At 68.8% G+C, this 11638-nt stretch carries 10 protein-coding genes; 2 read left to right on the forward strand and 8 right to left on the reverse strand.

All coding sequences use genetic code 11. The annotated features are described in order from the left end of the window. The 3 genes from EB084_10385 to EB084_10395 all read right to left on the reverse strand — a co-directional run. On the reverse strand, window positions 1-185 hold a 185-nt coding region (locus tag EB084_10385; protein NDD28659.1), incomplete at its 3' end, for a transaldolase. A 100-nt stretch (window positions 186-285) separates the two neighbouring features. Continuing rightward, entirely contained in the window at window positions 286-1494 is a 1209-nt protein-coding gene (locus EB084_10390; GenBank protein NDD28660.1) for an HD domain-containing protein, read from the reverse strand. Window positions 1495-1567: 73 nt separating this feature from the next. Continuing rightward, window positions 1568-2440 (reverse strand): YHS domain-containing protein, encoded by an 873-nt coding sequence (locus tag EB084_10395; protein NDD28661.1) that lies wholly within the window; start codon window positions 2438-2440, stop codon window positions 1568-1570. A gap of 72 nt (window positions 2441-2512) precedes the next feature. Between EB084_10395 and EB084_10400 the strand changes: the two genes are divergently transcribed. Further along, window positions 2513-3976 (forward strand): class I SAM-dependent methyltransferase, encoded by a 1464-nt coding sequence (locus EB084_10400; protein ID NDD28662.1) that lies wholly within the window; start codon window positions 2513-2515, stop codon window positions 3974-3976. Next, complete coding sequence (locus EB084_10405) at window positions 3901-5097, forward strand: farnesyl-diphosphate farnesyltransferase (protein ID NDD28663.1); 1197 nt, start codon at window positions 3901-3903, stop codon at window positions 5095-5097. Before EB084_10400 ends, EB084_10405 begins: the two co-directional genes overlap by 76 nt. Here the strand turns inward: EB084_10405 and EB084_10410 are convergent. From EB084_10410 to EB084_10430, 5 genes are all read right to left on the reverse strand, one after another. Next, window positions 5004-6629, reverse strand: a complete 1626-nt coding sequence (locus tag EB084_10410; protein ID NDD28664.1) for a hypothetical protein — start codon at window positions 6627-6629, stop codon at window positions 5004-5006. The genes EB084_10405 and EB084_10410 overlap by 94 nt on opposite strands. Continuing rightward, on the reverse strand, window positions 6626-7912 hold the full coding sequence (locus tag EB084_10415) for a hypothetical protein (GenBank protein ID NDD28665.1): 1287 nt from the start codon (window positions 7910-7912) through the stop codon (window positions 6626-6628). The genes EB084_10410 and EB084_10415 overlap by 4 nt, the downstream gene beginning before the upstream one ends. Continuing rightward, on the reverse strand, window positions 7902-9101 hold the full coding sequence (locus tag EB084_10420) for a VWA domain-containing protein (GenBank protein NDD28666.1): 1200 nt from the start codon (window positions 9099-9101) through the stop codon (window positions 7902-7904). Before EB084_10420 ends, EB084_10415 begins: the two co-directional genes overlap by 11 nt. Continuing rightward, complete coding sequence (locus tag EB084_10425; protein ID NDD28667.1) at window positions 9098-11257, reverse strand: hypothetical protein; 2160 nt, start codon at window positions 11255-11257, stop codon at window positions 9098-9100. The genes EB084_10420 and EB084_10425 overlap by 4 nt, the downstream gene beginning before the upstream one ends. Continuing rightward, the coding region (locus EB084_10430; GenBank protein ID NDD28668.1) for an ATPase at window positions 11254-11638 on the reverse strand (385 nt) is incomplete at its 5' end. The genes EB084_10425 and EB084_10430, both read right to left, overlap by 4 nt.

Below are 11638 nucleotides of genomic sequence, written 5' to 3' on the forward strand. Positions count from 1 at the left end.
TCGCTGTACGACTCGCCGTGGGAGATGGCCTTCTGGAAGATGGCCGGGTTCGATGTCTCTCCACGCAGCCCGTCCTCGTCGATGAGCTTCTGCAGGCCCCCTTCGTTCATGAGATCGCGACTGAGATAGTCGAGCCAGACGCTCACTCCCTCGTTCTGGAGCAGGAGAAGCGGGTTGGTAGACATGGGCGGAGGCCTCCTCTGGGTGGTGTGGACGTGAGCACGCCGCTTCGACGGGAGCCGGCGCCAACTCCTGCGCGCTCAAGGCCGCACGCGGACGGCGACGTCAGTACTGACGGTCGGGGGCCCAGACCCGATGCACGATGCGCAGGAACGCCTCCGAAGCACGGGGGTCGAACTGCGTTCCCGCCCCCTCTCGGATGATGCGACAGGCCTCCTCGACGGGCAGCCCTTGGCGATACGGGCGATCGCTCACCATGGCGTCGAAGGCGTCGACCACGCAGACGATTCGGGCCGCCAGGGGGATGTGCTCGCCTGCGAGCCGATCGGGGTATCCCTCGCCGTCATAGCGCTCATGATGGTGGCGGGTCACGGGAATGGCGTGGTGCAGTGGCGGAACGGTCTCGAGAATCTCAGCCCCCCACACCGGATGACGCTCCATGACGGCACGCTCGGCTTTGTCGAGCGGGCCGGGCTTGTAGAGGATCTCTTCCGGCACCTGGATCTTTCCCAGATCGTGGAGTACCGCGTCTTGTGCAAGCACGTCGCCGCCGAGATACGCGGCCAGGGCGTCGCGCTGACGCGCCGAGCGGCGGGTGAGGAAGAAAGCCACCTCGCCGATGTCGCGATAGACGAGGCCGTCTTCCACCTCGCGATCGAGGGTCTCCGAGCGCTCGCCCATCTCCCGGGCCAGGGCGTGGGCCAGATCGACCAGACGGGTGCAGTGCTCATAGACATAGGCCCCGTGCGCCTTGAGCACGATGAGGAGCAGCTTGGCGGCGTCTTTTCTGTCGCGCTTCTCCTTGCGATGCGCCGCGTTGAGCAGGCCCTCCATCATGCTGGGCACGATGCCGTCGGCGAACCTGCGCGCATCGGCGGCCGATCCACCGGCCTCCGGGGAGGTCTCTGCCTGCGCGTCGGTGACATCCGGTCGTTCTCCCCGCCGCTCGCGCGCCGTGCGCCCCACGAGCTCTCGCGTCTTGCGCGCCAGCTGCGCCTGCATGAACACGCTCAGGGCGGCCCTGTCTGATGGCGTGGCGCGATCGGGAGGGGCTTCGCTCTCGCCGGTTGTATCCGCGCTCTCGGGTTCGTCGGGCAGGTCGACCTTCTGGTGCATCTCGGCGAGCACCTCGGCCGAAAGCCCCTGCTCCGCGCTCTGCTTGAGCACCGCTTCATCGTGCAGGGTCGAGAAGGGCGCGACGTCCGCGCTCTCTCCCGATCCTCGCGGGACGCGAACGGGGTCTGTAGACGGATTGAGGCCCGCCGAGGAACGCGAGGAGGAAGGGCCGCGAACACCACCACCGAGCGCGTCCATCACAAACCCGCCCGTCGTGAATCGACATCGGGGAACCGTGACCGACGCGATGAGCGCATCACCACACCAGAGCTCATTCGCTCTTCTCGCTCTTGCGCGAGGGCGGACCTTCCTTCAGGTCGGGAGGAAGGCTGAAGCCGTTCTCATCCGGCTCGGCGGCTGGCGGTGGCCCGTCGGCGCCCTTCGGTGGCGGAGCGCCACCCTGACGAGGCGCCGAAGTCGAGGATCCTGACCTGCCGCCCGCCTTTGAAGGCCTCGGTGCCGAGGGAGGCAGCTCGTTGGCCGGTTGCGTGGGATAGGTCTCGGTCACCGGTGGCGCGTCGTTCACCGACTGCTGCGTGGGCTCTGGCACCGCGGCGGGCGATTCGGCAGGAGGGCCGTCAGAAGGAGCGTCGAGGCTCTGACCGCGATCGACCGGACGGTCTGTCATCGGGGAATCTAGAGAGGGGGGTGCGGCCTCGGTGGTCGGCGCGGGCGCCGTGGAAGCCTCTGCGTTCGGCGCGATGTGCACGCGGATGCGCCCCGCTCCATATTTCACCGGATCGGAGCGAAACGCATTCAGGCAGTCGAGGCTGTCGAAGTAGATGCTCTTGCCCCCGAAATCGAGCACGGCGGGAGCCGTGGCCGGGTCGACCGCTTTTCGACACACCGGATCGAGAAGCAGCACCTTGGTGGCCGCCGCTGAAGGCGAGGGTGAGGCGTCGCCCCCCGCAAGGCGCGTGCCGCGGGCGAGCCCCATCTTGTACACAACGAACATGGCCCCGCCCACCAGCGCGAGCATGACCAGGGCCGCAACGGGCACCAGCCACGGCCGTGGAGGCGCAGCCTTCGACCGAGACCCTCCCACCGCCGTCGCCGACGTCGGGGGGACGGTCTCACGACCCGCCTGGATGGGGTGGCGACGCGTCTCCGGGTTGTAATCCTTCGGATCCATGGCCCCTATCATACGCGCCCGCCGCACCCCCGTCAACGTCGACCAGACGAGGAGGAACGCTGCCTTCGATGGAACTTCGACGCCATGAAGATCGACGACATCATCAAGAATCGCATCCCCCAGCTCGAACCCACCGACCGCGACACCGCCGACCTCGGGTTCCTGCGCGAGCGCCTGAAAGCCATCGGCTACACCTGGGACGGAGTCGCCGAGATGCTGGGAACCTCGCTTGTGAGCTTTGCCGAGTACCCTGGCTACGTGTGGCGCTGCCGCACGAGAGGAACCCCCCTGGCCCGCATGGTGATGCTCTGGCTGCTGGGCGAGCGCGTCGAACGCTCCGAGGTCGATGCGGTGCTCGGCGCCGATGGCACCGAGACCCTTCTGGCGCGACGCATCCTGCGCGCCGAAGGCGATCAGGTGTCATCGATGGTCGACCTGTACCCGTGCGAAGACGCGGTTGTCTTCACGGATCACGCCTTCGGCGTGGTCCGCTTCAAGAAGCACGTCTACGAGCTTGGCTCCGACAGCTACGCCATCGCGCGCATGACACCGCGCAAGAAGGTGGGCCAGGTGCTCGACCTGTGCACGGGGTCCGGCATCCACGCCATCATGGCCTCGCGTCACGCCGAACGCGCCACGGGCGTCGACATCAGCGACCGCGCCCTGGCCTTCTCACAGGTGAACGCGGCACTCAACGGGGCGAGAGAGAAGACCCGCTACCTGCAAGGCGATCTGTACGAAGCCGTGCCCGGCGAGACCTTCGATCTCGTCATCGCCAACCCCCCATGGATCGCCGCCCCCACCTCTGACATGGAGCTCTACCGCTGGGGCGGCGAGACCGGCGAGGTCATCACACGCAAGGTGGTAGACGGGCTTCCCACGCACCTGAACGTGGGCGGCACCCTGTCGATGTTCGTCATCTATCCCATCATCCGGGGCAAGGTGTACGTCGACCGCTTCCGGGAATGGCTCCCCTCGACAGGGTGGGGGGTCGCCATCGCTGAATCGCCCGACTGCTCGCTCGAGCAGTTCATCCGCCTGCATCTCGAGGCGCGAGAGGACTGGGGGCGCTACGTGCGCGAGTGCGGCGAGTGGATGGATGCCTACGCGCGCCACGACATCGAGCGCATGGGCATCGGCATGGCCTACGTGCGCCGCCTCCCAGAGGGGCGCCCGGGATGGGGCGCGGTGAAGAAGATGGCCATGCCCCCCTGCGACATGGCGCCCCACCTCGAGCGCTGGCTCGATGGGCTCGAGACCTACCTTGATCCGGCCTGGCAGCCCGACTGGGACACATGGGTTCCCCAGATCAGCGACTCAATCGCACGGGTCTGGCGCGAGACCCGCACCGGGCAGGGATGCGCCGAGTTTGCCAGCCCCTGGTGGGGCAGTCCGGTAGAGCTCACCCCCGACGAGATGGCGCTCATCGATCTCATGAGCGAAGGATGGACCGCCGCCCAGCTCGCCGCGCGATGGAGCCGAGGAGCAGAGCCGAGAGCCGAGGTGCGCGCGCTGCTGGCATCGCTGGGGAGCAAGGAGCTCCTTTGAGCGGCGCTCGCGCCCGAGCCGCAAGACAGCTCCCCGATCTGCTCACCGACGTCTTGCGCGATGTATCGCGCGCCTTCTACCTCACGATGCGCGTTCTCCCCGCGGGGGTGAGGGAGCCCGTCAGCGTCGCGTACCTGCTGGCCCGCGCCGCCGATACCATCGCCGATACGGCCGCCGTCTCGCCCGAGGCGCGCCTGCGGCTGCTGCTCGCGTTTCGCGATATGGTGAACCACGGCCCTGCGTCGGCGGGCCTTGCCGCGCTCTCTGACGCCCTCGCGCACGGCGTGGGCGCAGACAGTGCCGGCGAGGGCGTGCTCATGCGACGGGTGCCCGACGTGTTCGCGCTGCACGCAGGCCTTCCCGCACCCGATCGCGCCCTCGTGAGCCAGGTGGTGACGACCCTCACCACCGGCATGGAGCGCGATCTGAGCACCTTCCCCCCGGAAGGCGGTGGAACGATCGGTTGCCTGCCCGACGCCGCGGCCCTTGACCGCTACACCTGGGAGGTGGCCGGCTGCGTGGGCGATTTCTGGACCCGCGTCACCGCGGCCCACACCCCTGCCCTGCGCGCGTGGGACGTGGAGCGCATGTCTGCCGTGGGGCAGCGCTTCGGACAGGGGCTGCAGCTGGTGAACGTGCTGCGCGACATGCCCCGCGACCTGGCCAACGGCCGCTGCTACCTGCCGGCCGACGAGCTGGCCGCCATCGGACTTGCGCCGGCAGACCTCACCGATCTGCGAAACACCGAGGCGGCGCGCCCGATCATCGCGCGCTGGACCGCCCGCGCCCGCAACCATCTCGTGGAAGCGCAGCGCTACGTGCTCGCCATACCGCGAACGTGTGTGCGCCTGCGCCTGGCGGCGCTCTGGCCCGTGCTCATCGGCCTCGAGACCCTGCGCGCCTGCGAGGACGCCGACGCCTGGCTCGACCCCGCGCGGCGGGTGAAGGTGTCGCGGGGGTTCATCTACCGCATGATAGCGATGTCGCTCCCCGCGTCGCTGTCGAACGCCGCGCTGACGAAGTGGTTTCAGGCGCTGGGCGGGGGCACCGGGGGAACCACATCGTCGAGGGCGGCCCAGGCCTCCTCGCGCAGCCGTAGCGAATCAAGGAACTTGTTGTAGCTGTATGTCCAGGTGTAGGCGGGAACCCGATCGGTGAGGGGCCAGCCCATCTGCGCGAATTCGATGCACGAGGCGGGCAGCCAGCGAACCGCCTTCTCGAGTGTCGATCGCACCCGGTCAGACTCTCCCACCGACACGCGCATGCTTGCGCGAACCGCGCGCACGAAGTCTTTTGCCAATGCGTCATCCCAGGGAAACGTGCATGCATTGAGCAACGAAAGCGCAGGATGACCATCGCGGAGCGGTGGGCGTAGAGCCTCTCTCGCCAGGGCAGCGCGCCGCTGTGGCGGCAAGAGGCTGAGAACAGACTCCTCAAGAAGCGGGAATACAGTCAGCGTACCGCTCAAGTACCCGGCGTCGACGGCGGCGTCGACCAGTGCCCCTGCCATCTCGGCGTCGCCGTGCAGCACCGCCGCACTGCGCAGGCCGTTGAGCAGCAAGCGGGCGTGCTCGCTGCCCGCCGCCAGATCGACGAGACCCCGTGGCGAGCAGCCGAAGCGACGCACATGATGCGACGGCGGCACCACCGAGAGCATCTGCAGCAGCAAACCAGCGCGCTCGCCAACGCCTGTCTGCGCATTGGACGTCCCTACCTCCATTCCGTCTCGTGTCATGGCCTCGTCACACGTGGCCGGCAACGTCACGAGAAGTGCCTCTTTCGCCTTCAGGTGCGCAGGTAGACGAGATGACGAATCAACCCCAACAGCAAGAAGGGCCTCGAGGCGGTGTGCCATGCGAGTCACAAGACGAGAGCGCGGAAGACGAGCGAGTAGTTCGGCAACCGCCTCACGCTCACTCGAATGTCGGGTGTCGAGAGCCTGCTCGAGAAAGGGCTCGTCATCGTCGTTGAGATTGATATCCATCTCTTCGAGAAACGCAATGCGCGCCTCGGCCCCCTCTTTCGACCAGGTGCTCTCGAGCAATGCCCGTGCGCGCCCCGGGTCGACACCACGTAGCCGGGATAGAACCGCTGTGCGCTGCTCGCGCCGTCCCACGCGCCAGATCGTCTCCGCATCGACATCCTCGTCTCGAGGCGGTGCCGCCCACGACCACTCGGGGTTCTGCAGGGCGAGCCAGCGACCCCGATGCCCCAGCACGCGCACGATGGCCGCGCAAAGTGCGTCGTTCCTGGCGCCCAGATCGAGCAGCTGGGTGAGCACGCCGAAGTGGGCCACGCATCCGCGCGCCGCGACAGCCTCGAGCCAAGACGCAAACAACATCGGCGAGTATCTCGCGAGCCGCGCCACCATCGTGCTCGCTTTCCGGCTGAGCATCGGCTGTGATTCAGCGGGGGCGATGCGCGGTTGAGCTGTCGTCGAACGTCGCGGCACGGGGCGCCCGGCCCGACGGGCCTGCCAGAGAAGCCCGGCCGCGCTGAGCAGGGCGTTCTCCGGAGTGCGATCGGCCGAGACAGCGGCCAGCAGCGTTTCGAGCGAACGGGGATCAGAGGTGGCGTCAACCGTGGGCAGCGCCGCGCGCTCAGCTCCGAGCAGCGCCACCCGGAGCACCTCGTCCCAACCGACGGTGCTCACGCCTGCCCCTCGCTGTGCGCATGTACGGCGTGCAGACGCTCGCCATCCCACTCGCCCATCAACGCACACGGCCCCCCTCCGAAACAGGCCAGAATGGTGAATGCCTGCGATTCATCGATCTCGAGAGACGCTTCGCCCCCCTCGTGGTCGGTGACGGTGAAGCCCGCGTCACCGCGCTCCACGCGCACCCCGCCCACGTAGACCGGGACCCCCCACAGCCATGGCTGATGCGCCAGGGCATCTACAAACCGCGCGTGTGCTGCTCGCAGCGATCGCAGCGAAGCGGGGGCCACCTCCATGAGGCGCTGCCCCCGGGATCGCACCTCGGCGCGCAGCGGCCACGCGCTCGGGTAGAAGCAGAGATCGGCCGCATAGGCGTTGCCCGTCTGCAACGTCTTGTCGAAGCCCGCCGATTGTGCAGCCGAAGCGTCGTGCGCATACGCCGACTGCAAGATGAGCGCGTAGCGGTCGGTGGCGCGGCCTCGCAACCAGGTGCGCATGGTGACCACGCGCTGCTCGTCGTTGTAGGTCTCCTGGCTGCCGAGCACATCCCACACGTCTTCGACCGAGGGCTGCGCAAAGGCGTCGTCTTTGCGCTGCGACACCCCGAGAAGCGCGGCCACGTCGCATACAAGCGCGGGGTCGAGATCGTCTCGGCGCCGCCACGCCTCGAGCAGCAGGTGCAGGCGACCCATGCGCGCCAGCGTGCGCTCCTGCCACCCTGCGGTCGCCGGCACGTCGACCAGCCCCTTCACCGCGCGGGCCAGCCCCTTCGCCTTGGCGTCGACCAGGCGCCGCGCCATGGCCTCGATGTCTGTGGTGCGACCAGGCAGGCCGGCGATGCCCGTTCTCACCTGATCGGTGAGCCAGCGATCGAGCTCGGCCACGCCGCGATCGATCTCTTCAAAGCGACGCTCGACGCGCGCCGTCGATGGTGAGGCCGCGCTCTTCACCGTGGGCGATGGGGCGTCGTCTATGGCCAGCAAGACCCCAACCCACGCGGGGGGCGGCGCCTCGATCAGGCTGCCCGGCTGATCGATGGCGATGAGATGCAGGGCGAGGGCGTGCTTGCACGGCTGGGTGGGCGTGGGGCAGGTGCAGCGGTAGCGCGGGCCGCTGAGGTCGACCAGCACCTGGTAGAGCCCCGTGCCATGAAAACGGGCCCACACCTGGTCGCCCGCACGCTCGAGCAGCATCCAGCTGCCGTTGTCCGGCCGCGAGATCTCGATGGCCCGTCGAAGCAGCGCGCGGTCGGCGATGGTGTCGCGCACGTCAGCCCCCATCGACGTCTTCATTCTGCCACGGGTCTATGGCCAACGGCTGCGGAGGGCGCGCGGTCACGATCTGTCGGGCGGCCGCCCACGCGAACAGATCGTGGCGCTCGAGGGCCGCTGCCATGAGATCGGGGAAGTGATCCGGCGTGCACGCAAAGCAGGCGATGCCGAACGACGCCAGGGTCGACGCGGTATGGTGATCGTACGCAGGCGCGCCGTCATCGCTGAGGGCGAGCAGCACGACGATGGTGACGCCCGCCTCGTGCAGCGCGGCGAAGCGCCGCAGCATCTGATCGCGCCGTCCGCCTTCCACCAGGTCGGTGACCACCACCATCACGGTCTGACGCGGCCGCGTCACGAGGGTCTCGCAGTACGCCACGGCGCGGTTGATGTCGGTACCGCCGCCCAGCTGCACGCCGAACAGCACATCGACCGGATCGGCGCAGTGCTCGGTGAGATCGACCACCTCGGTGTTGAACGCCACCACGCGGGTGCTCACCGATGGCAAGGACGCCAGCACCGCCCCGAACACGCCGGCGTAGACCACCGAAGACGCCATCGACGCGCTCTGATCGATGGCGAGCACCACGTCACGCAGGCGTGAGAGCTGACGCCCGTAGCCGATGCGGCGATGCGGCACCACGGTGCGATGCTCAGGCAGATAGTGGCGAAGGTTGGCGCGGATGGTGGCGTTCCAGTCGATCTCGCCCGGGCGTGGGCGCTGCGTTCGCATCGAGCGACGCAACGCGCCGCGCACCGCCTGCGCGGTGGGCAGCTTCACCCGTCGCAAGATGTCGTCGACCACGCGGCGCACCAGGGTGCGCGCGCGCTCACGCGCCTCGTCGGGCAGCGCTGAAGCCAGGCTGATGAGATCGGCGGCCAGGCGCACGTCGGCCGCCACCACATCGCTCAGCTCCGGCTCGAGCAGCATCTGCTTCAGATCGAGACGCTCGAGGGCGTCGCGCTGCATGATGGTCACCACGCTCGAGGGGAACAGCCGTCGCACCTCGCCCAGCCAGCGCGCCACCCGAGGCGCGCTGCCTCCCAGGCCTCCACGGCGAGGGAGACCAGCACCCTCGTAGAGCTGGTCGAGCACCGTGTCGATGCGCGCGGCGTCACCGGAGAGGCTCGCCTCGGTGCCGTCGGCCTCACCACCTCCCAGCACCAGGCGCCAACGCTCGAGGCGTTCATCGGTCATGAAGCCACCCCCAGCACCTTCCCCAGAATGGGAAGAACATGCGCCACCGCAGCCCCATCGAGCGCATCAGCGGCACGCTGCGATTTCGCGGTCGCTCCGCGCCGCGCCAGCTCACCCATGGCGCGGCGCTCGGCCGTCGAGAACGTGCTGAAGGTTCGCCGCAGCAGCGGCAGAACCGACATGAACGACGAGGCCTGCAGGCCCGCGAGCCAGTCGTCAATGACCCGCCACAGGCGATCATCGTAGATGAGCAGGGCGCCGCTGTCTCTGAGAAACCCCTCGACCCAGGCGGCCGCTGACGCGGGCTCAGACGCCGGCGAGAGCGCCAGGGCCATGCGCGTCTCGACCGCCGCGGCCGATTCGACCTGGGCCTCGAGCAAGATGCGCGCGACCCGCCCCGCCACGAGGCCGTGGAGCCCGTGCACCGCGAGCACGTGGAGCAGCATCGACTCGATCTGGGTGCGCAGCACGCCTGCGTCGGTGTTGCGCACATCGCCGTAGACGAGGGGGACCATCTCGACCAAAGCGTCCATGAGCGCGCCCACATCGATGGCCGTCGCGGCCTCGTCTTGCAGACGGCGGGCCACGTGCGCGCTTGCGCGAGGCAGGTCGGCGGGTCGGCACGACTTGAGCAGCGCCACGAGGGTGCGCAGGTCGGGCGCCTCATCGGCCTGCTCGCGAACCACCGACGAGGCCGCATCGAAGATGGTGGCCCCATGGCGCCCCATCACGATGAGCGACACCTCGAGCTCAGGGCGCCACTGCAGGCTCCAGCCCTCTGCCCACGTGCCGGCCACATCGAGACTGCGATCACGTAGCCGCCCCCACGGCACACCCAGCAGCAAGAGGCGATGGAGCAGGGCGCTGATCTGCAGGTCACGGCTGCTCGTGCGCAAGCCGTTCGCCTTCGTCACGTAGGCTGCCTCGCGCAGATCGAGGCGCTTGTGCTCGAGCTCAGCCGAGCGCTTCAGGCGCAGCCCTTTCAACGTAGCCTCGAAGTCGCGCTGCAACGGCGTCTTCGGCACCCCAGAAGGCACGCATCCGAGTCCGTTTCCGACAGTGAGCCGCTGCTCGATGAGCTGCATGGGCAGCGCCTGACCCATGCAGAGAACGGCGCACGCGGCCTCGTTCATCTCGTCGAGCCCCGGCAGCGCGCGACCGCGCATGGCGGCGAGGGCATCGGCCAGACGCACGGCATCGATGAGCTGGGCCGACGACGTCTCGAGCCCCTCCTCGCGCAGCAGGCGGGCCACGCGCACCAACCACCCCTCCGACACGCGCAGCGTGTCTGGCCCCTCGGCGGTCGCCTCCCAGAGATGCCCATACCAGCCGGGAGAGTCGACCCCCGCGGCATACCCGCTGCCAGCGGCCAGTCGCTCGTCGGTCCAGGGGATCCACGTGCACTCGATCTTGATGGGGCGCGGAAGCGTCGCCAGCAGCGCCTTGTCGGCCTTGGCCGCCTGCGCGGCCCGCGCGCAGCGACCTTCCGGCCCGATGTCGACGGCAAGGGCGGGCGCATGCCACGCGCCACAGACGAAGGCGACACGTTCGTACCCCTTCTTCACCGCGGCCCGCAGCTCGGTGCGCATGCACGCCTCCCGGGCGCGCTCGCGCAGGCTCATGGGCCCGTCGCCAGCCTCACGGGCGGCTTGCATGGCCTCGAGAACCGCCGCAAAGATCCCGGCATCGCCCCCGTCATGAGCGCCGCGACGCCCCTCCACCAGCTGCTCCCACCAGCGCTCGACATCATCGTAGCCCGCGGCGCGGGCAAGCGCCGCCAAAGGGTCATGGGGCGATGCGGGTTCGGCAAGCTCATCGTCAGGCGACGCGTCTTCGAGCGCCATCGACGCGCCCACCCCCAGATCGGCGAACCGCACCGCCACGCCCCGTCGCAGCGCCCAGTCGAGGGCCTGCCACTCCGGCGAGAACACGGCGAAAGGGTAGTAGACCGCGCGGCGCGGACTGTCGTGCGCATAGGCGAGCAGCGCCACCGGCGGCGCCATCTCCGAATCGGTGACGTAGGCCAGTGCCCCCTGGGCGTCAGACGGCCCTTCGACCAGCACGCAGTCCGGGGCAAAGGCATCGAGCGCCGCGCGCAGGCTGCGCGCCGACCCCGGCCCGTGGTGGCGGACGCCAAAGACCTGAACCTGCGTCAAAGCACCTCGCGACAGGCACGGTACAGGTCATCCCACCCATCGCGCTCCTTCACCACGGCCTCGAGGTACTCGGTGAAGACCACCCTGTCGGCCACCGGATCTTTGACCACCGCGCCCACGAGTCCGCTGGCCACCTCGTCTGCGGTCATCCGGCCATCGCCGAAGTGCGTCGCCAGCGCGAGGCCGCTCGTGACGACCGAGATGGCCTCGGCCGTGCTCAGGGTGCTGGTGGGCGACTTGAGCTTCGTCTTGCCATCGGCGCTGCGACCCTCGCGCAGCTCGCGGAAGATGGTCACCACGCGACGGATCTCAGACAGCGCCGAGGCCTCGACGGGCAGCTCAAGGGCGCGACCGATGTCGTCGACCCGACGGCGCACGATG

The sequence above is a fragment of the Pseudomonadota bacterium genome (assembly GCA_010028905.1).
Classification (GTDB): Bacteria; Vulcanimicrobiota; Xenobia; order RGZZ01; family RGZZ01; genus RGZZ01.

What these genes read in the sequence shown, in the direction of transcription:
- EB084_10390 (NDD28660.1), bottom strand. Translation starts at nt 1,494, where the DNA reads ATGGACGCGCTCGGTGGTGGTGTTCGCGGCCCTTCCTCCTCGCGTTCC.
- EB084_10395 (NDD28661.1), bottom strand. Translation starts at nt 2,440, where the DNA reads ATGATAGGGGCCATGGATCCGAAGGATTACAACCCGGAGACGCGTCGC.
- EB084_10400 (NDD28662.1), top strand. Translation starts at nt 2,513, where the DNA reads ATGAAGATCGACGACATCATCAAGAATCGCATCCCCCAGCTCGAACCC.
- EB084_10405 (NDD28663.1), top strand. Translation starts at nt 3,901, where the DNA reads ATGGAGCCGAGGAGCAGAGCCGAGAGCCGAGGTGCGCGCGCTGCTGGC.
- EB084_10415 (NDD28665.1), bottom strand. Translation starts at nt 7,912, where the DNA reads ATGGGGGCTGACGTGCGCGACACCATCGCCGACCGCGCGCTGCTTCGA.
- EB084_10420 (NDD28666.1), bottom strand. Translation starts at nt 9,101, where the DNA reads ATGACCGATGAACGCCTCGAGCGTTGGCGCCTGGTGCTGGGAGGTGGT.